Genomic DNA, 18,965 nt, shown 5'->3' on the forward strand with positions numbered 1-18,965 from the left:
TTTGTTGTAATGCTTCCGTCAGCAGCATCGATGGGAGCATCCGATGAACCAGCAGGCGCAAATCCCCGCCCCTTGCCAGGGCCGCAGCGCAATCGCGGCGGCCGAACACCATCAAGCCGGCCTCGCCGCCGCCGAGCGCATCCGCGAAGAGGTGCACGGCGGCCTCGCAGGCTTCACCGACAGCTTCATGGACGCGGTGGCCGGCGATTTCCTGGCGGAGGCCGACGAGCGCCGCCTGCGCGACAAGTACCGCAACCAGCCCACTACTTTGGCGAGCCGGCTGGCGGCCAACCGCCGCACCCTCGGCGCCCAGCGCGCGCTGCATGTGCTCTACAACAAGCTGCTGGCGGGTGCCACCATGACCATCGAGGAGCAGGCACTGGCGGAACACGCGCGTGACCTCGCCGATGGCTACGCGATACGCGAGATCGATCGGCGCTGCCAACAGATCGCCCGATGAAAACCCTCCTCCACCATCTGCGCCCTGCCGCAAGCCGCCATCCATCCGCCATGCCACTGGGGGCCGAAAGGCGTTTACAGCTCGCAGCCGGTCACTACACGCGCGACCGTGTCGCCGCCTTCCTGTATCACGCGCGCTACCACCCGGTGCCCGATCGCGCACCTTCGGATCGGGGGGCCTGATGCTGCGTTACCTGTCACGCAGCGCACAGGGCGCCGCATTCGCCATCGTGATGATGCTCGCCCATGGTTCTCCGGCGGAAACGCTGCTGGCCCTGATGATCGGCATTTCGTTCGATCCGGCGGCCTTCTGGTGGTTCCTGTAACCCGGCGTATCCCGCGCCAGAGCCGGATCAAGATCCTGGCGTAAGCGGTCCCTTCAGGACAAAAACGCTCACGTACCAATCCTCCACCTGCTTGCGCGCCCACGGCGTGCGCCGCAGGAAGGTCAGGCTGGAGTTGATGCTTGGGTCCTTGCTGAAGCAGCGGATCGGAATCTCGCGCGCCATTTCCTCCCAGCCGAAGCGCGCCTGCAGCTCGGTCACGATCTGCTTGAGCGTGATGCCATGCAGCGGATCGACGGAACGGGGATAAATCATGATGCGGTGTGCAGCCATGGGACTGGATGCGCGGAGCATAGCCGATCATGGTCCCTGCTTGTCCGCCGCAGCGGACAAGCAGGGACCCCGAAACGGAGCAGGCCGCGGTTGCAGCCTGTCCATCAAGACCCTGCAATAAGCCGGTGTCTTACAGCCGCATGCTGCGCAGCACCGCGTCGCGGCGGATCAGCGCATGGAACAGCGCCGCGGCGAAATGCAGCAGGAACACGGCGAAGAACAGCAGCGCCAGCTCGGTATGCGCCTGGCGCAGGAAGGCATACAGCGCGCGCCCCTGCGGCACGAGCGGCGGCAGCACGAAGCCGTCGCCAAGCGCCACCGGGTAGCCGCCGGCCGAGAGCATGGCCCAGCCCACCAGCGGCATCGCCAGCATCAGCGCATAGAGCAGGATGTGCGAGACCTGCGCCGCATGCTGCTGCCAGCGCGGCAGGTCGCGCGGCAGCGCGGGCGCGCCATAGCGCAGCCGCACGCCGAGCCGCAGCGCCACCAGCACCAGGATGGCGATGCCCACCGGCTTGTGCAGGTCGAGCAGGCGATTGTGCAGCTCCGATACCGTGGAGACCATGCCGATGCCGATGAACAGCATGGCCAGGATCATCAGGGCCATCAGCCAGTGCAGCGCGCGCGCCGCGAGATTGAACCGTTGGATAGGCGCGCTCACTGGCGCTTCTCCCCGGCGGCGTGTGCCTGCGCCAGCGCGCTGGGCTGCACCGGCTCGCCGGAGCGGCGCGTCAGCGAACTGGAATAGGCGGCGGAACGCGCGCTGAGCAGCGGATCGTCGGAAGGCCCGATGCCATCCGGCAGGATCAAGGGATCGAAGGTGATGTCGCGGCAGGCGCCGTCGTCCTCCAGGTCCGCATGGTCGATGACCAGCGTGCCGGCATCGACGCTGCGGCGCTCGGCGGGCCACTGCACCGTGGCGTTGTCCACCGTGTCGCCCGGCTCGGCCACGGTCAGCAGCAGGTGCCAGCGCTGCGGCCCCTGCTGGATGCGGCCGATCACCTCGTCGAAGAGGAAGTTCTTGTCCAGCGTCCCCAGCGTGCTCTTGTCCAGCGCCCCGGCTTCCGCCTCCGGCACCAGCGACCAGCGCACGAAGTGCTGCGCGCCGGCGGCATCGGTGAAGCGGAAGGCATTGATGCTGTAGTAGGTGCCATTGGCGAAGCTGGAGGGCAACGGGTTGTCCTTCAACCACTGGTTGAAGGCGCGCGTCTCGGGATGCTTGTCGAGATAGGCGACGACACGCGCAGCATCCGGCTTGCCGGTGGCCGGGTCCGGTGCCGTGGCCTTCTGGAAATCGTAGAAGGCCTGCGGCGTCGCCACCACGAAGATCGGCACATCGTCGAGCGCGGCGCGCCAGATCTCGCCGTGCGGCAGCGAGAAGCTCAGCCCCACCGCATGGAACACCACGCGGCCATCCGGTGCCTGCGGGATGCCGCCGCCGGTGGAGAAGCGGCCGATCACCGGGTAACGCCCGCTTTCAAACGCCGAAGCCTTGGACAAGGCACCGCCCTGGCCATTGCTGTCGAAGTAGCCGGAGAAGCACAGCCCCTTGGCATGGGCCCGGCGGAAGCCCGGGTGTTTGCCGTCATGGGCTTCCAAGGCATCGACGATCTTGTCCGGCCCCAGCCGGGCCGGGCTCAGCCAGCCCGCCACATAAGCGAAGGCGGCGGCGCAGCAGCCGACCAAGGCGGCGATCAGCACATAGCGGAGCAGATCGGTCCGTATCGCGCCGCGCTGTTTGAGGCCGGACGGTTTGAGGAATGGTCTGCGGAACCGCAGAATTGGGGCTGACAATCTGGACATCACGCGCTCCGGGGCCGGCTTGGCCTGCTTCATGGACCTGTATGACGTACGGCGCGCCGCCCTATTCCATCCCATCGGAAAAATTATTTGAGCCGGCCCTGGAATAAAGCCGGGGGCCACGCGTCAATAAGGGGTCAGAGGCATCGCCCCTACCACCGCACAGGCTGGAACGCACCATGCAAGACCTTGATGATCAAGCACTTAGAGAGTTGCTCCCGGCACTGCGGCGCTTCGCACTGTGGCTCTCGCGGGACGTGAACAACGCCGACGACCTGGTGCAGTCCTGCATCGAACGCGCCCTGAGCAAGGGGGACTCCCGGCGGCCGGAAGCCAGCCTCAAGTCCTGGCTGTTCACCATCCTGTATCGCCAGTTCATCGACGGGCGCCGCCGCGCCAGCCGCTTCCAGCGCTTCATGGATGTGTTCCGCGACGAGCCGGAACTGGAGCCTTCCGCCGAGGAAACGGTGATGGCGCGCTCCGCGCTGGAATCCTTCGGCCAGCTTTCCGCCGACCAGCGTGCCCTGCTGCTGATGATCACGGTCGAAGGCTTCAGCTACCAGGAAGCGGCGCAGGCGCTGGACATCCCCATCGGCACCGTCATGTCCCGCCTGTCGCGCGCGCGCCAGGCCTACCGCCAGCTGACCGAAGGCGAAACCCCCACCATGCCCTTGCGGAGAGTGAAATGAATACCCTGGTACCGAACGAGGCGGAACTGCACGCCTATGTCGACGGCCAGCTCGACCCGGCGCGACTCGCGCAGGTCGAAAGCTATCTCGCGTCCAACCCCGAAGCGCAGGCGCGCGTCGAGGAATGGCGCCGCGGCGCCGACGCCCTGCGCGTGGCCCTGATGAACATGGGCCCGCTGCCGGCCAATCCGCGTCTGGACCCGAAGTACATCCGCGCCAATATGCGCTCGCGCTTCCAGCGCCAGCTCGCCCTGTGCGCTTCCCTCGTGCTGGTGCTGGGTCTTGGCGGCGCCGGCGGCTGGCAGGCGCGCTCGATGCGCGTCGAAGCCAGCGCCCCGGCGCCGATGCAGGACGCGGTGGAAGCCCACCGCATCTTCGCCACCGACCGCCTGCGTCCGGTGGAAATGGAAGGCGGCGATGCCGCCGGCCTGCAAAGCTGGCTGTCGACCCGCCTGGGCCGCCCGCTGGCGCTGCCCGATCTCAACACCTACGGCTTCAAGCTGCTCGGCGGCCGCCTCCTCGCCACCGACGACGGCGCCGCCGCGCTGCTGCTGTACGAGGACGCCAAGGGCCAGCGCATGAGCTTCTACGTGCGCCCGAGTACCCGCCAGGACGGCGTCCACGGCACGCGCGACGAGCTGGGCCTGTCCACCAAGTACTGGTTCCGCAACGGCTACGGCTTCGCCGTGGTCGGCCAGAAGGACGACCCGCACACGCAGGAAGTGCAGCAGGCGATCGAGTCGGCGATCTAGCGAAGCTCCATCAGTCGCTACCCCGACACCCAATCAAATCGTCACCCCGGCGAAAGCCGGGGTCCAGGGCACGCATAGCCTCGGCGCGTTGAATGGTTCAGCGACAGGACGCGCCGGTTTCACGCACCCTTGCGCGACCACGCCACGATCGCCGCCTGCAACTGCCGCAAGCCATCGGTCAACGCCGCCGGCCCCGGCTGGAGGATGTCGCACGACTTGATCTCGTGCAGCGCGCCCTCGCGCACCGCCGGAATGTCCGCCCAGCCCGGCCGCGCCGCCAGCTTCTCCGGGCGGAATTTCTTGCCGCACCAGGAAGCGATGATCAGGTCCGGCGCGCGGCGCACCACCTCCTGCGCGTCGGCGATGATGCGCAGCTTCGCCCCCTGGTGCTGCGCCAGCTCCGGAAAGCAATCCTCGCCGCCGGCAATGCCGATCAGCTCCGATACCCAGCGGATGCCGGAAATCATCGGCTCATCCCATTCCTCGAAATACACCCGCGGGCGCCGCGGCAGACTCGCCGCCACCGCGCGCGCCTGCTCCAGCCCGCGTTCCAGTTCCGCCGCCAGCACCTCGGCCTTCGCCGCCGCGCCGATCATCCCGCCCAGGCTGCGGATGAAGGCCAGGATCTGCGCCACGCTGCGCTGGTTGAAGACATGCACCTCGATCCCGGCGCGGATCAGCTCCGCCGCGATGTCCGCCTGGAGATCGGAGAAGCCCAGCACCAGGTCCGGTTGCAGCGCCACGATGCGGTCGATCTTGGCGCTGGTGAACGCCGCCACCTTGGGCTTCTCGCGCCGCGCCTGCGCCGGCCGCACGGTGAAGCCGGAAATGCCGACAATGCGGTCCTGCTCGCCCAGCAGGTACAGCGTCTCCGTCGTCTCCTCGGTGAGGCAGACGATCCGTTGCGCGCCTCTCATGCTCATTGCCAGGCAGCCATGCGGGTATTCCGGATTGATTCGAAACGGCGGCGACTGAAGCCGTGGACCGCCATCATAAACCGCGCAAGGTACCGGAATCTTTATGTTTTCTTTATGCGCCAGCGTCCGCACCGGGGTTCGGCGCGGGATAAACTGTGCGCACAGCAACTGCCTGCGCCGATCCATGCCGGAAACGCTGCAAAACGAAAACCGCCCGTCTCCCGAAGCCCTGCTCGCAGAGGCACACAAGGAGAAGCGCGGCAAGCTGAAGATCTTCCTCGGCGCCGCCCCAGGCGTGGGCAAGACCTACGAGATGCTGCTGGCCGCCCAGAAAAAAAAGAAGGACGGCGTGGATGTCTGCGTCGGCGTGGTCGAGACGCACGGCCGCAAGGAGACCGAGGCCCTGATCGCAGGCCTCGAAGTGCTGCCCCGCAAGGAAATCGAATACAAGGGCCGCATGCTGCACGAGATGGACATCGACGCCATCATCCGGCGCCGGCCGCAACTGGTGCTGGTGGACGAACTGGCGCACACCAACGCCGAGGGCAGCCGCCATCCCAAGCGCTACCAGGACGTGGCCGAGTTGCTCGACGCCGGCATCCACGTGTACTCCACCCTCAACATCCAGCACCTGGAAAGCCTCAACGACGTGGTGGCGCGCATCACCCGCGTGCGCATCCGCGAGACCGTGCCGGACAGCATCTTCGACACCGCCGACGACGTCGAGGTGATCGACCTGACGCCGGACGAACTGATCCAGCGCCTGCACGAAGGCAAGGTCTACGCCGAGCAGCAGGCACAGCGCGCCCTCAATCACTACTTCAAGCCCGGCAACATCACCGCCCTGCGCGAACTGGCGCTGCGCCGCACCGCCGAGCGCGTCGACGACCAGATGCGCCAGTACATGCGCAGCCACGCCATCAGCGGCCCCTGGGCGGCGACGGAGCGGTTGCTGGTCTGCGTCAACGAGTCGGCCGCGGCGGCGGGACTGGTGCGCGGCGCCAAGCGCGCCGCCGACCGCCTCGACGCCGAGTGGTTCGCGGTCTACTTCGAAACGCCGCGCACCCTGCACCTGAGCCCGGTCGAACAGGACCGCGTGACCCAGACCATGTTCCTGGCCAAGCAGCTCGGCGCCGAAACCGTTACCTTGCCCGGCGGCCGCCATATCGCCGAAGACGTGATGCGCTTCGCCCACGACAACAACATCACCCAGATCGTGGTCGGCAAGTCGGCACGGCCCTGGTGGTTCGAGTGGCTGCACGGCTCGGTGGTGCACGACCTGGTCAAGCACGCCAGCGGCATCAACGTGCACGTGCTGGCCGATGAACTCGAAGTAAAGGGCAAGGAGCCGGCGCGCAAGGCTGAGAACGAGGACGAAAGCGCCGACGGCTCCCTCCCCATTCTCGAATGGTTCAATGCCGATCCCAAGGCCTATTTCTACACCGTCGTCGCCACCGCCGTCGCCACCCTGTTCGGCCGCGCCGTGGTGGCCATGGTGGACCTGCCCAACGTCTCCCTGGTCTACCTCGCCGCCGTGCTGTGGAGCGCCGCGCGCTACGGCCTCGGCCCTTCGCTGTTCGCCTCGGTGCTGTCCACGCTCTGCTACAACTTCTTCTTCATCGAGCCGCTCTACACCTTCACCGTCGCCGACCCGAGCCAGTTGCTGGCGCTGGCCTTCTTCTGCCTCGCCGCCGGACTGACCAGCACCCTCACCGTGCGCGAACGGCAGTTCGCCGAAACCGCGCGCGAGCAGGCCCGCACCACCGCGGAACTGTTCGGCTTCGCCCGCAAGCTGTCCGGCGTGCGCAAGCTCGACACCCTGCTCGCCACCACGGCCGGCCAGGTGGCGACGATGCTCAAGGCCGACGTCAGCCTGCTCACCCCGGACCCCAGCACCGGCGCATTGCGGCAGATGGCCGCGGTGCCCGCCGACGCCACCCTGGATGACGCCGATCTGGCCGCCGCCGTCTGGTGCTGGGACCACGCCCGGCCCACCGGCCGCGGCACCGACACCCTCCCCGGCAGCCGCCGCCTGTTCCTGCCGCTGCGCACCGGCCAGGGCAAGGTCGGCGTGATCGGCGTCAGCCGCCCGGCGAAGAACTTCCTGCTCAACCCGGCGGAGCGCCGCCTGCTCGATGCCCTCGGCGACCTCGCCGCCATCGCCATCGAGCGCATCCGCCTGGCCAAGGACATCGACCAGGCGCGCATGCTGGCCGAGACCGAGAAGCTGCGCTCGGCCCTGCTCACCTCCCTGTCGCACGACCTGCGCACACCGCTGGCGCTGATCATCGGCTCGCTCTCCAGCCTCAAGTCCTACGGCGCGCTCTACGACGACAAGACCCGCGAGGAAATGCTCAACACCGGCATCGACGAAGCCGAGCGCCTCAACCGCTACGTCGCCAACCTGCTCGACATGACCCAGCTCGACGCCGGCGCGCTCAAACCCAAGCGTGAGCCCTGCGACCTGCACGACCTCGTCGGCGCCGCCCTGCGCCGCAACGCCAAGCAACTGGCGCAGCACAAGATCAAGCTGTCGATTCCCGCCAACCTGCCGATGCTGATGCTCGACAACGTGCTGATGGAGCAGGTGCTGGCCAACCTGCTCGACAACGCAGCCAAGTACACCCCGGCCGGCTCCACCATTGAAATCGTCGCCGCGCAATACAAGTTCAGCCTGCTGATCTCGGTGCGCGACGAAGGCCCCGGCATCCCCGAAGGCGACCTGCAAAAGGTCTTCGACAAATTCTTCCGTGCCCGCGCCGAAGGCGACCGCGGCCGCGGCGGCACCGGCCTGGGCCTGGCCATCTGCCGCGGCTTCGTCGAAGCCATGGGCGGCCGCATCTACGCCCGCAACCGCACCGAACCCAAGGGCGCGGAATTCGTCATCGAATTCTCGCCCGAGGTGATTGCCGAACGTCCCCGCACGGAGATTGCATGAACCAGGATGCTGTTGGTATTCATTTTGTCGCTGCGACGGCCCCTGTTTTGGTGCAGCGCAAGGAAATAGGAGCGCAGTGTACTGACAGTACACAAGCGACGATTGACGCCGCGATGCGCCAAAACAGGAGCCGTCCCTACGGGTTGCTTCCAAAATCGTGTCGGGCTGCGTTGCTCGTCGCTCATTTAGTGGTACTAAACTTCGCTCCTCGCGCCTTGCCCGACACGATTTTGGAAGCAACGCAGCGATAAAATGAATACCAACAGCATCCCCTCCGGTCGCATCCTCGTCGTCGACGACGAACCAGCCATCCGCCGCCTGCTGCGCAGCACCCTGGGCGTTCAGGACTACACGGTACTGGAAGCCGCCAGCGTGGCGCAGGCCCTGGAAGTGCTGGCCCGCGAAAAGGTCGATCTCATCATTCTGGATCTGGGCCTACCCGACGGCGACGGCTTCGAAGTCATCAGGAAACTGCGCCCGGACTCGCAGGTGCCGATCATCGTCCTGTCCAGCCGCGACGACGAAAGCGGCAAGGTGCAAGCCCTCGACGCCGGGGCCGACGACTACGTCACCAAGCCCTTCGGCGTGGAAGAACTGGTCGCCCGCATCCGCGCCGCCCTGCGCCACCGTGTGCAGGCGCAAGGCGGCAAACCGGTATTCCAGAGCGAAGGGCTCACCGTCGACCTCGTGCACCGGCGCATCACCCGCGACGGCAACGAAGTAAAACTCTCGCCCAAGGAATACGACATCCTGCAGCAACTCGTCATCCATGCCGGCAAGGTACTGACCCATCGCCACCTGCTGCGCGAAGTGTGGGGCTCGGAGAACGACGACGACGTCGCCTACCTGCGGGTGTACATCCGGCAGCTGCGCGGCAAACTGGAAACCGATCCGGCGCAGCCCACGTTGATCTTGACCGAGCCTGGTGTCGGATATCGGTTGCGGGTGAGTTGATCCGGCCGTACTGGGAGCGGGGACGGCGCAAAAAGCTGGGCCTACAACCCCCGTCACGCCAGGCAGGCATGGGGTTTTGCAATCCGTGATGAATCCAGCTTTCCGCTTCCGCGGGAATGACGCGGCAACCGCATGTACACCCCCCAAGATTCCAACATCTGCCACACCTCGCGTATGCTTATTCCCCCCGCCCAGAGCCCCCCGATCAATGGAACGCCTCCTGGAACGCCTGGTATTAAGCAGCCGCTGGCTGCTGGTCCCCCTGTACCTGGTCCTGGCCCTGCTGTTGCTGGCCTTCTCGGTGAAGTCCGTGGTCGAGCTGCTGCACATCTTCCAGACCCTGCTCGACATCAGCGAAGCCGACCTGGTGCTGGCCGCCCTGTCCCTGATCGACCTGGTACTGATCGGCAACCTGATCGTCATGGTGGCGCTGTCCGGCTACGAAACCTTCATCTCGCGCATCGACAAGGTGCCGGAGATGGAAAAGCCCGGCTGGCTCGGCAAGTACGACCCCGGCACCATCAAGCTGAAAGTAGCCGCCTCGCTGGTGGCGATCTCCGCCATCCACCTGCTCAAGAACTACCTGGGCCACGATGCCCTCGACGTGACGCGCATGCTGACCCTGACGGCGGTGCACCTGGCCTTCGTGGTCTCGGCGCTGATCCTGGCCTTCGTCGACAAGATCGCCTTCTCCGAGCACCGCGGCTCGCATTAAGCACTACAAACCGAACGCCTCCAGGCGCAGATCGTCGAATCGGAGGTCCGGGCTTTCCAGGTCCTGCAGGAACGGGTTTTCGCCGGCGTAGCGCTCGTCCAGCGCACCGCTGCGCGCATAGACCCAGCACAGCTTGAGCATCTGACGACTCAACTGCGCATGCAACTCATCCATCAACTCGGCGCCAGCATCGGCCGGGTCGAGTAAATCGGATAGCCGCGTCCAGGCTTCGTATTCCTGGCGCAGCAGGTGCTGCTTGAGTTGCGCCAGCTGCAGCGTCGCCGCTGCCTGTGCCTGTCTCGCTTCGTACATGATGGCGTCGCCTCGATTGACGGTTCAGTTGATCGGCAGAAAGTCACGGCTCCATTTCAGGCGCTGCCCCCGCTGCATCCAGTCCGTCCGTTCGGCATCGTTCGATGACATCCCCGCACCTCCCCCGGCAGCAACAAAAAGGCCGCCCCGACGCTATCGAACCGGGGCGGCCTGAATCAGTGCTGCATGCTTATCGTTGTTATGGAACTTACTTGGCGACCGCCTCTGCCTCCATCGATTTGCCGCTCTGTGCGCCGGAGGCGCCCACCGCGGTGACCTGGAAATAATAGGTGTGGCCGCTGACCAGGCCGCTGATGGTGGCGCTGGTGGTCTTCACACCCGAGACCTTGGGCGTGGCACCTTCACTGTCGGAGCCGGTACCGGCGTAGACGTTGTAGCTGGCGGCACCGGAAGCTGCGCTCCAGCTCACCGTGATGCTGCCGCTGGCGCTGCCGGTGGCCGCATTCACCGAAGCCGGAGCCGCCGGCGCAGCGGCCAACGTCGCCTTCGCCTCGGCGGACTTGGCACTCTCACCACCGTTGTTCACCGCCTTGACCACGAAGTAGTAGGTCGAGCCGTTCTTCAGGCCGGTAATGACCGTGCTGGTGCCGGTGATGCCGCTCGCCACCGGCACGGTGCTTTCGCCACCCGCCGTGCTGCCCTGGAATACTTCGTAGCTGCTGGCGCCGGTCGAAGCCTTCCAGCTCACCGTGGCCTGCGCATTGCCGCCCACCGCTGCCACGCTTGCCGGCGCCGCCGGAGGGACCGGCACCGTCACGCTGGCTTCGTTGGAGGCACTGCTGCTGCCCGCCGCGTTGACCGCCTTGACCGTGAAGAAGTAGGTCTTGCCGCCGGCCAGACCCTTGATCAGGGTGCTGGTGTTGGTGGTCGTGGCGATCGGAGCCGCACCTTCCGCACCGGCGGCGGTGCCGTCGTAGATGGCGTAGCGGGTGGCGCCGGCGGAACCGGTCCAGTTCAGCAGTACCTGGCCGCTGATGACGGCGGCGGTCAGGCCGGACGGAGCCTGCGCCGGGCACGACACGGCCGGCAGGGCTGCGTTGACCGCACTGATGTCGAAGCTGCCCAGGCCGGTGTCGTAGTCCCAACCCGGCGTGGCCGGATAGAGGAAGTTGTCGCCGAGGACGATGTCGTGGAAGTCCAGCGCGGCGGTGCCGTAAGGCTTGCCGAAAGTGCCGTAGAAGATCGGCGCGGCAAAGCCGTAGCAGTTGCCGTGTGCCGTCTGCATGCGCGCCCAGGTGCCGACCGACAGGGGTGAGGACAGGCTGGTGCCGCCCACGCCGGTGTCGGTACCGTTCACCACCACGTCGGCGCCGCCGATGTTGGGATCGCCCACCATGGCGATATCCGGAACCGCACGCTGGGCGGCCGTGGTGTTGACCGGCGAAATGATGCCGCTGGTCCAGCTGCCGGGAACTTCCCACAGGCTGATGCCGCCGCCGCCGGAGACCCATGACAGCTCGGAGTTGTAGCTGTAGTCGGCGTTGGTCAGCAGCGAGGTACCGCCTACGCCGACGACGTAAGGCGAGGAGGACGGGTATTCCACCGAGCCGAGCAGTACCGGTTCGCCGGCATTGATCAGCAGCTGGCAGGAAGCACCGCCGTCGCCGGAAGAGGCAAAGAAGGTGATGCCTTCCGCAGCACCTTGCTCATACGCCAGATCCGCGATCAACATGCCGCCGCTGAGATATTCCAGCGTTTCGCAACCGCCGAAGGACATGTTCACGGCCTTGACCCGGTTCTCCGAGACGATCTTCTCGTAGGCCGGGATCAGGTCCGGATCGCCCAGCGAACCGGCGTTGTAGAAAATGATCTTCTGCAGATTGCCGGCAATGCCGGAAGAAGACTGGCTGTCCAGATCCCATTCGTCGAGGCCGGCGACGTCGCTGGTCTGCAGGCCGGTGGGAACGATTTCATAAGGCACCTGCGGCAGATGGAACTTCGCCTCGTAGGCGCGCAGGTCTTTCGGCACCTGCGAAATGTCGCCTTCGGTGACGATACCGATCGCGGTGCCCCAGCCCGTCGGGGTGCTGCCCGCATCGTAGGCGGCCTGGTATTGCGGACCGGAATACGGCGCAGTGGTCAGCGGGTCCTGCGGCACACCGGCATTGGGACGGGTGGCGCTGATGCCGCGGGTGAGCGCCTTGATCTCGGCCGGGCTGCGATCGGCATGCTTCAGCTGCGTCTCCATCACCCCCATGTTCTGCAGGCCGACCACCGCCGAGACGATGCCGCCCAGCGCCGCCGGCACCTGCGCCGGAGTGCGGTTGGCAAACACGCTGCGGCCATTGGCGACAAACGAGACCAGCTCGGTATTGAACGCGCGCTGCACATCGGCGGCGCTGGCATAGGCGCTGACGCTGAGGCGATTGGCGGAAAGCTCGATATTGCTGAAGCCGGCACCGCGCAGGTAATTCACTACCGCGCCGGCCTGGTCGGCCGTCGGGGAGTAGGTGGCGAGGAACTCCTCGGGACTCAGCGTGTGCCCGAACTGCGGGCTGCCGGCCTTGCCGATCTGCGCCACCAGCATATCGAGCTGCGCCTTGTTGCGAGCATTCAGCCCCAGCACGACGTGCAAGCGCTGCGTCGGCGCAATGGCGGTAGTGCCGACGATATTCTTCAGCGGCATCGCCTGAGTGGCGGTGTTGGCCCAGGTGGAGGCGTGAACCTCCGCCGAGGCAAGCAAGGCGCCTATGCTGCAGGCAACGGACAGGGCCGTGGCGACAGCGGCACGGCGTACTTCAAGTTGACGTGACATGAATTCCCCTGGATTGGTTGAAGTGCATTGCGCCGCTTGGCACAGCAGTCGGCCAGCATCACTTCTCCCCTGGAAGCAGGATTGAACGAATGTCAGGCCTTGGACTGCCGCGCCAAGGCGGCCAGCGAACTCCGGTAACCCGATCCTGTCCAGCCGGCGGGTAAAAGTCGCCACGGAATGGAAACGAAATGGTAACGGCCGACATCTATCTGAATCCCCTGGAGAAAGAGGACTGCATGGACACGGCGAAGGAATGGATGGGCGCTGCCGGGACGTCGGATTCAGCCCATCCAGGCTGTAATCGCAACCAGGCAGGCATGCCGGCCGGGCGTCAGCGGGGACTGGCGATCAGGGGAACTTGTCGAAACGCGACAGTTGAATACCCGGCAGCCGAAGCAGGCGGTGCGAGATATCGAGCCGGCAAGGTGCAGTCCGGCTGGCGCCGGACCGAAGCCGGCAACTTATGACCCGGTGGCTACGGGGAGCACTATCGGGAGGACGTTCGGCGGAACCCTGATGGGCCTGATGCTGTTGGTCGTGGTCCCGCTGCGGACTGCGGATTGCTTGCGCTGATTGTCGGCGAGGCCGTCGAGCCCGGGCAGCGCGGCGGAGCTCTGTAGGTTCATGTTGCCCACCGCAGCGGCCGAAGGCAGGCCGGCATCGCTGGGAACGACGACTGGCAGCGAATTCACGGCCGTAGGCGCTGCGGCAAACGAGGAGGTGCCGACGCCCGGCTGAGTCAGCCCGGCCAAGGGGCCAGCAGCTGCCGCAGCGCCGGACAACAGGACCAAGGGCACAAATACGGCCCGGCGAAAATAGACTGCTGCCCTGCTGCTCATACACTGCTCCACCGCACTTTCGACCTGAACTCTGACTTTTTCATATTAGTCCATCCGCTGAACCGATCCAAGCTGCCGCCGGCAACGCCGAAAAACATTTACCGTCCACCGGCTACTCCGACATGGGCAAGCAGGGCCGCGCCCTGGTCGTGCAGTTCCTGACGATCGTCGTCGTGCGAGGTGCTGATCGCGGCCAGCGCCTCGCCGAGTTGCCGCCGATGAAGATCGCCGGGGTTTTCTGCGTAAGCAAGCTCGGCCTCGAGCAGAGCGAGGCGCACCGGCCAGTCGTTGTCCGGTTCCACCGACTCAAGCGTGCCCGCAGCAAGTCCATGCGCCGCCGTGCGCGCCTCTGCGGTATGCCCCAGGGCGAGATCGGTGTTGGCCAGCATATAAGCGATGACTTGCGTCATTGGCGTCGCCGCACCGAGCTTGGTCTGCGCTTGCAGCAAGGCATCATGCAGCGTCGTCCGGGCCTGGTCGTAGCGCCCGGCACGTTCCAGGACGTAGCCGAGGTTGAACGCCTCGGCCAGTGTGTGTTGATGCCGAACGCCGTGGAGCTGCAGGGTAAGCTGGTAGGCCTGTCCGAAGATCTCCACCGACCGCGTCCAATCCTTGCGGTTCATGGCCCAGGAGCCGAGCTCGTCCAGTGCCCGCTCCCGGTAGATATTGTCCGGCCCCAGCACCTGATCCAGCTTTGGCAGCACCTCTTCAATCAGGGTCTCGCCTGCGGGATCGGGCGGCGACTCGGTATCCATCGCCTCGGCCAGTTCCAGCTTGTCGATGAGCACCTGGGTATGGGTGGGACCCAGCGCGGACTGGTCCGCGGCAAGCCGCTCCCGCATGACCGCTACCGCCTTGGGTGCGTCGCCGGTCTGCTCCAGGGTGAAGGCGTAGTCCTTGCGCAAGGAGGCCAGCAATTCCAGGCTTTCCTGCGGCAATTCGGTGGCACCTTGCGACTGCCCGGCTGCAACCAGGGCCTGTTCATCGAACTTGCGCGCGGCCGGGTAATCACCCGACTGGATGGCCAGCTTGCCGCGCACGTAGTACAGCAGCTTGCGGACCTCCGCCGAATTGTAAGGGGCGCCGCTCAAAGCCGATTCGATCTGTCCCAGTCGTTCAGTCGCCGGTTTGACCTGGCCGTCATCGACCATGCTCATCACATGCAATATGTCCGCCGCAATCGCTTCCCCCGCGAGAGAACTGCCCATGCTCCGGAACAGATCCGCCGCTTTCCCATATTGATCCGCCGCATCGGCATAGGCGCCGATGTGGCCGTAGGCGCGTGCCGCTGTCATGTGCACGACAGCCGCTACCTGGGGTTGATCGGCCAGGCGCTTGTCGATGTCTGCAGTGGACTTGCGCACGGCCTCCATCACCGTCACGTCCTTCTTGCCCGTCAGCACCGGATCGGCAGCGGACAGCAGGTCGCTCACCAGGAAGCCGTTGATCGCCTCGGCGCGCCGCCGCTCCTCGTCGGCCGTACGGCTGGCGCTCTGCGCAGCGTGCTCGGCGGTGAGCGCCCGGTGCAGATAAATCGAACCGATGACCACGCCGATCACGACGGAGATGGCCAGACCTAAAGCCCAGGGCCGCCGTGCGCGCGTCAGATCCAGTTCGCGCCGCTGCCGCGCCGCCGCCTCGGCCGCCTTCAGTTCTGTCGCTGCCTGTACCCGTCTCTGTTCGAGATTTTCCAGGCATGCAGCCAGTTCGAGCGCCGTCTGCATGCGCCGGGCCGGGTCGCCATGCGTCGCCGCGGCGATGTCGGCTCGCAGCAGCGGATCGTCGATATCGTGCTCCCAGCCCGTCGCCAGAGGCTTGCGCAAATCGCCGGCCAGCATCTGGTAGAGCAGGATGCCCAGCGCGTAAACATCCGCCGTCGGCATCGGCAAGTGTCCAGCGAGCACCTCGGGCGGCATATACAGCAAGGTGCCGGAATTCCGGTCTCCGACCGCCGGCAGGGTCATGCCGAGGCGCGTCATGCTCAACGCCTCGAGTTGCTGCGGATCCAGCATGCGGCCGCAGCCGAAATCGGCCAGGCGCACCTGCCAGCCACCCGCCTCCGCCGGCTCGATCAGGAGATTGGCCGGCTTCAGATCCTTGTGCATCACGCCGACACTGTGCGCCGCAGCCACCGCCCGGATCGCCTGCAGCATCAGGCCGATGCGCTCCTGCCGTGTCAGCTTCGCCAGGTTATCTTCGGCCTGCGCCCATTCAAGCCAGTTGCAGCCGCCGTACTCGCATTCGAGGAAATAGGGCGGCTCCTCGAAATTCCACTCATACAGCTTGATGATGCCCGGATTGGAGCCGAGCAACTCCATCAGCACCCGCGACAGCGTAGCCTCCCGCTTGAGCGCAGCCAGGCGGTGACCGCTGGAGGCGAATTTGAATACGCGGGGTACGTGAGTCTTTTCGTGGCTCGCCAGCCAGACGTCGGATCCATCTGCACTGGCCAGCAAGCGCTCCAGCCGCCATTGCGGACGGCCCGGCACCGCATCCCCGGGCCGCAGCCGCAGCTTGGGCAAGTCGCTGGACGCAACCGCCTTGCGCGTAGCCGGCGCCATGAAGCGATAGCCGATGCGGTGCACCGTGACGATCACCTTCTGATCGGTATCGCCGATGGCGCGGCGCAGCTTGCTGACTGCGTTGGTGAGCGCCTTCTCCACCACGATCACGCCTGGCCACAGGAATCCAAGCAACTCTTCCTTGGTGACCACCTCACCCGCGTGGCGCAGCAGCAAGCCCAGCATTTCCAGCGGCTTGGGCTCGATCTCCGCTACCGCATCGCCCACCCGAAGTTCCCAGCGTCCCTCGTCGAAAAGGACGTCGCCGAAGCGCCAGGTGTATTCGGTGTCGGCAGCCGCTTCCTGCTGTGCAGGTGCAGCCGCCAGTTCACGTAGCCCCATTAACCGTTCCGTTCAGACTCTTGGTCCATGCCTTTCCGGCTGCTTCAGACTTGCATCCCCATGGCTAGAGTAGCGGCTTCCCTTGGCCTGGGGTATGGGAGAAATCCCCTAAGGCCTGTTTACATTGGGGTTTAAAGCCCTACATCGGCTCACTGAAGGTTCTGGTGACGGCAGCACCTCGCCATTTGGGCGGCGGCCAGCAGTCCGGCCACTTCGCCGGGCGTTCAAGCGAACGTGCAAGCGTCGATTTCCCCGAGCCGGCATTGCCGGTCACCAGAATCCGTCGCAGCTTTGAATTCGGGATTTCCATCGCCGCAACATTTGCACGAGGAGGCCAGGCGTCGCCATGACCAGGCCATGCCTCCGGCCTTGCGATCCGCAACCGCTCTTGATTCTGGCCCGTTACCGCGATTACACTGCCGCCGCAATTTCAAATTTTCAGCCATGACCCAATTCAAGCAGCTCGTCCTCGTTGTCGTAGTGCTCGTCGTTAGCGACGCGCCGTAGGGGACGCTGTACTCACAAAAACCCCCGCCGGCGCAAAGCCGGCGGGGGTTTCTTGTTTTCCGCGCCGGCTTTTCACCAGCGGGTCCATCGGCACCAAGGACTCGACATGCAACTCACAGGCGCAGAACTGATCATCCGTTTCCTGGAACGGCAGGGCGTGGAAACGCTGGCCGGCATTCCGGGCGGCACCGTGCTGCCGCTCTACCGCGCGCTGGCGGATTCCAGCCTCAACCACATCCTGGCGCGGCATGAGCAGGGCGCGGGCTTCATCGCCCACGGCCTGGCGCGGATCACCGGAAAAGCCGGCGTGTGCCTGGCCACCTCCGGCCCCGGCATGACCAACCTGGTCACCGCCATCGCCGACGCCAAGGCCGACTCGGTGCCGCTGGTGTGCCTGGCCGGCCAGGTGCCGCGCGCCCTGATCGGCACCGATGCCTTCCAGGAAGTGCGCAGCACGCGCATCGTCGATTCCCTCACCAAGGCCTGCTTCGAGGTGCGCTCCGCCGCCGACCTGGTGGACCTGCTGCCGGAAGCCTTCCGCATCGCCGAGAGCGGACGCCCCGGACCGGTGCTGCTGGATATCCCCAAGGACGTGCAGACCGAAACCGTGCAGATCTCGCGCCTGCCCGAACCGTCGCGGCGCGAGGCGCCGCCCGATCCGCACCCGGCACAGATCGCCGAAGCGGCACGGATGATCGACGCCGCGGCACGGCCGGTGCTGTACATCGGCGGCGGCGTGACGCTGGCACGCGCGCAGGCCGCGGCGCTGGCCCTGGCCGAACGCGCCGCCCTGCCCACCACCACCACGCTGATGGCACTGGGCACGCTGCCGCCCGACCATCCGCTGGCCCTGGGCATGCTCGGCATGCATGGCGCGCGCTATACCAATCGCGTGCTGGACGAATGCGACCTGCTGATCTGCATCGGCGCCCGCTTCGACGACCGCGCCACCGGGCGCGCCGACCTGTTCTGCCCCAAGGCGCGGGTGATCCACATCGATGCCGACCCGCGTGAACTGGGCAAGCTGCGCCGGCCGCAGCTGGCGATCCTGGCCGACGCCGGCGCCGCACTGCGCGCCCTGGCACAGGCGGTGAAGCCGGCGCTGCGGGTCGACTGGCTATCGCGCGTGGGCACACTGCGCCGCGACTTCCCGCTGCACCTGCCCGGCATCGACGACGCGCGCCAGCCCTACGGGCTGATCCGCGCCGTATCACGGCTGGCGCACCCGGACGCGGCCATCACCACCGACGTGGGCCAGCACCAGATGTGGGTGGCGCAGAGCTATCCCTTCACCCGTCCCGAACGCTGGCTCACCTCCGGCGGCCTCGGCACCATGGGCTTCGGCCTGCCCGCCGCCATCGGCGCGGCATTGGCTTTGCCCGAGGCCGGCGCGGTGTGCTTCAGCGGCGACGGCAGCCTGCTGATGAACATCCAGGAATTCGCCACCCTGGCCGAGCTGGGCCTCAACGTGAAGACGGTGGTGATGGACAACGCCGCCCTGGGCATGGTGCGGCAGCAGCAGGAGCTGTTCTATCACCGCAAGCACGTGGCCTCGCTGTATGCGCGCCCGACTTCGCTATGCGCGGTGGCCGAGGCCTTCGGCGTGCCGGCCTACGACCTGGGCGCGGCGGAGGATGCCGAGGCGATGCTGCGCGAAGCCTTCGCCCGCCCCGGCCCGGCGCTGATCCGCGCGCCGGTGGCGGTGGAGGAAATGGTGCTGCCGATGGTGGCGCCCGGCAAGGCGAATACCGAGGTGATCGGCTGAGATCTCGTACCCTGATGAACCG

16 protein-coding genes are annotated in these 18,965 nt (G+C 66.2%); 9 read left to right on the forward strand and 7 right to left on the reverse strand.

What is annotated here, in order from left to right; genetic code table 11:
* The first annotated feature begins 43 nt into the window (after nt 1-43).
* The gene (locus BP26_RS0107935) at nt 44-460 is read left to right on the forward strand and encodes a hypothetical protein (protein ID WP_029920042.1); all 417 of its coding nucleotides are present in this window, start codon (nt 44-46) and stop codon (nt 458-460) included.
* A 181-nt stretch (nt 461-641) separates the two neighbouring features.
* Nucleotides 642-785: a hypothetical protein gene (locus tag BP26_RS29320; RefSeq protein WP_157572418.1), complete on the forward strand. Its 144-nt coding sequence runs from the start codon at nt 642-644 to the stop codon at nt 783-785.
* Between the two features lie 27 nt (nt 786-812).
* On the opposite strand, the gene BP26_RS0107945 is transcribed toward BP26_RS29320, so the two are convergent.
* The 3 genes from BP26_RS0107945 to BP26_RS0107955 all read right to left on the reverse strand — a co-directional run bounded on the left by BP26_RS0107945 (nt 813) and on the right by BP26_RS0107955 (nt 2,879).
* Nucleotides 813-1,076, reverse strand: a complete 264-nt coding sequence (locus BP26_RS0107945) for a VF530 family protein (protein ID WP_245611745.1) — start codon at nt 1,074-1,076, stop codon at nt 813-815.
* Nucleotides 1,077-1,206: 130 nt separating this feature from the next.
* Nucleotides 1,207-1,737 (reverse strand): cytochrome b, encoded by a 531-nt coding sequence (locus BP26_RS0107950; RefSeq protein ID WP_029920044.1) that lies wholly within the window; start codon nt 1,735-1,737, stop codon nt 1,207-1,209.
* Entirely contained in the window at nt 1,734-2,879 is a 1,146-nt protein-coding gene (locus tag BP26_RS0107955) for a catalase family peroxidase (protein WP_084182913.1), read from the reverse strand. Before BP26_RS0107955 ends, BP26_RS0107950 begins: the two co-directional genes overlap by 4 nt.
* Nucleotides 2,880-3,055: 176 nt before the next feature.
* Here BP26_RS0107955 and BP26_RS0107960 point away from each other — a divergent pair, with 176 nt between their 5' ends.
* Both BP26_RS0107960 and BP26_RS0107965 read left to right on the forward strand, forming a co-directional pair.
* On the forward strand, nt 3,056-3,565 hold the full coding sequence (locus BP26_RS0107960; protein WP_029920046.1) for an RNA polymerase sigma factor: 510 nt from the start codon (nt 3,056-3,058) through the stop codon (nt 3,563-3,565).
* Nucleotides 3,562-4,317, forward strand: coding sequence for an anti-sigma factor family protein (locus BP26_RS0107965; protein ID WP_029920047.1), 756 nt, complete (start codon nt 3,562-3,564; stop codon nt 4,315-4,317). The genes BP26_RS0107960 and BP26_RS0107965 overlap by 4 nt, the downstream gene beginning before the upstream one ends.
* Before the next feature lie 119 nt (nt 4,318-4,436).
* On the opposite strand, the gene BP26_RS0107970 is transcribed toward BP26_RS0107965, so the two are convergent.
* Entirely contained in the window at nt 4,437-5,240 is an 804-nt protein-coding gene (locus BP26_RS0107970; RefSeq protein ID WP_211254862.1) for a cobalamin-binding protein, read from the reverse strand.
* 178 nt (nt 5,241-5,418) lie between these two features.
* On the opposite strand from BP26_RS0107970, the gene BP26_RS0107975 reads away from it, so the two are divergent.
* The 4 genes from BP26_RS0107975 (at nt 5,419) to BP26_RS0107985 (ending at nt 9,841) form a co-directional block, all read left to right on the forward strand.
* Nucleotides 5,419-8,172: a DUF4118 domain-containing protein gene (locus BP26_RS0107975; RefSeq protein WP_029920049.1), complete on the forward strand. Its 2,754-nt coding sequence runs from the start codon at nt 5,419-5,421 to the stop codon at nt 8,170-8,172.
* Complete coding sequence (locus BP26_RS29325) at nt 8,169-8,423, forward strand: hypothetical protein (RefSeq protein ID WP_157572419.1); 255 nt, start codon at nt 8,169-8,171, stop codon at nt 8,421-8,423. Before BP26_RS0107975 ends, BP26_RS29325 begins: the two co-directional genes overlap by 4 nt.
* Nucleotide 8,424: 1 nt before the next feature.
* A complete protein-coding gene (locus BP26_RS0107980) occupies nt 8,425-9,126 on the forward strand; it encodes a response regulator (RefSeq protein ID WP_029920050.1) in 702 nt (233 codons plus the stop codon).
* A 208-nt stretch (nt 9,127-9,334) separates the two neighbouring features.
* Nucleotides 9,335-9,841 carry a TIGR00645 family protein gene (locus BP26_RS0107985; protein WP_029920051.1) on the forward strand — a complete coding sequence of 169 codons (507 nt, stop codon included), beginning with the start codon at nt 9,335-9,337 and terminating at the stop codon, nt 9,839-9,841.
* 3 nt (nt 9,842-9,844) lie between these two features.
* Here the strand turns inward: BP26_RS0107985 and BP26_RS0107990 are convergent, their stop codons facing one another.
* The 3 genes from BP26_RS0107990 to BP26_RS0108005 form a co-directional block, all read right to left on the reverse strand.
* Complete coding sequence (locus BP26_RS0107990) at nt 9,845-10,153, reverse strand: hypothetical protein (protein WP_029920052.1); 309 nt, start codon at nt 10,151-10,153, stop codon at nt 9,845-9,847.
* Between the two features lie 208 nt (nt 10,154-10,361).
* Nucleotides 10,362-12,929: a protease pro-enzyme activation domain-containing protein gene (locus BP26_RS0107995; RefSeq protein WP_084182907.1), complete on the reverse strand. Its 2,568-nt coding sequence runs from the start codon at nt 12,927-12,929 to the stop codon at nt 10,362-10,364.
* A 937-nt stretch (nt 12,930-13,866) separates the two neighbouring features.
* Nucleotides 13,867-16,671, reverse strand: coding sequence for a protein kinase domain-containing protein (locus tag BP26_RS0108005; protein ID WP_051748615.1), 2,805 nt, complete (start codon nt 16,669-16,671; stop codon nt 13,867-13,869).
* 613 nt (nt 16,672-17,284) lie between these two features.
* Here BP26_RS0108005 and ilvB point away from each other — a divergent pair.
* Complete coding sequence (ilvB, locus tag BP26_RS0108010; protein WP_029920056.1) at nt 17,285-18,943, forward strand: biosynthetic-type acetolactate synthase large subunit; 1,659 nt, start codon at nt 17,285-17,287, stop codon at nt 18,941-18,943.
* The last annotated feature ends 22 nt before the right edge of the window (nt 18,944-18,965 follow it).

The sequence above is a fragment of the Nevskia soli DSM 19509 genome, from assembly GCF_000711955.1.
In the GTDB taxonomy this organism is placed as follows: domain Bacteria; phylum Pseudomonadota; class Gammaproteobacteria; order Nevskiales; family Nevskiaceae; genus Nevskia; species Nevskia soli.

Excerpts from the sequence above, each read along its gene's own strand:
- BP26_RS0108005 (WP_051748615.1), bottom strand. The coding sequence starts at position 16,671 with ATGGGGCTACGTGAACTGGCGGCTGCACCTGCACAGCAGGAAGCGGCT.
- BP26_RS0107935 (WP_029920042.1), top strand. The coding sequence starts at position 44 with ATGAACCAGCAGGCGCAAATCCCCGCCCCTTGCCAGGGCCGCAGCGCA.
- BP26_RS0107980 (WP_029920050.1), top strand. The coding sequence starts at position 8,425 with ATGAATACCAACAGCATCCCCTCCGGTCGCATCCTCGTCGTCGACGAC.
- BP26_RS0107955 (WP_084182913.1), bottom strand. The coding sequence starts at position 2,879 with ATGTCCAGATTGTCAGCCCCAATTCTGCGGTTCCGCAGACCATTCCTC.
- BP26_RS0107990 (WP_029920052.1), bottom strand. The coding sequence starts at position 10,153 with ATGTACGAAGCGAGACAGGCACAGGCAGCGGCGACGCTGCAGCTGGCG.
- BP26_RS0107985 (WP_029920051.1), top strand. The coding sequence starts at position 9,335 with ATGGAACGCCTCCTGGAACGCCTGGTATTAAGCAGCCGCTGGCTGCTG.
- BP26_RS29320 (WP_157572418.1), top strand. The coding sequence starts at position 642 with ATGCTGCGTTACCTGTCACGCAGCGCACAGGGCGCCGCATTCGCCATC.
- BP26_RS0107965 (WP_029920047.1), top strand. The coding sequence starts at position 3,562 with ATGAATACCCTGGTACCGAACGAGGCGGAACTGCACGCCTATGTCGAC.
- BP26_RS0107960 (WP_029920046.1), top strand. The coding sequence starts at position 3,056 with ATGCAAGACCTTGATGATCAAGCACTTAGAGAGTTGCTCCCGGCACTG.
- BP26_RS0107975 (WP_029920049.1), top strand. The coding sequence starts at position 5,419 with ATGCCGGAAACGCTGCAAAACGAAAACCGCCCGTCTCCCGAAGCCCTG.
- BP26_RS0107995 (WP_084182907.1), bottom strand. The coding sequence starts at position 12,929 with ATGTCACGTCAACTTGAAGTACGCCGTGCCGCTGTCGCCACGGCCCTG.
- BP26_RS0107970 (WP_211254862.1), bottom strand. The coding sequence starts at position 5,240 with ATGAGCATGAGAGGCGCGCAACGGATCGTCTGCCTCACCGAGGAGACG.
- BP26_RS0107945 (WP_245611745.1), bottom strand. The coding sequence starts at position 1,076 with ATGGCTGCACACCGCATCATGATTTATCCCCGTTCCGTCGATCCGCTG.
- ilvB (WP_029920056.1), top strand. The coding sequence starts at position 17,285 with ATGCAACTCACAGGCGCAGAACTGATCATCCGTTTCCTGGAACGGCAG.
- BP26_RS29325 (WP_157572419.1), top strand. The coding sequence starts at position 8,169 with ATGAACCAGGATGCTGTTGGTATTCATTTTGTCGCTGCGACGGCCCCT.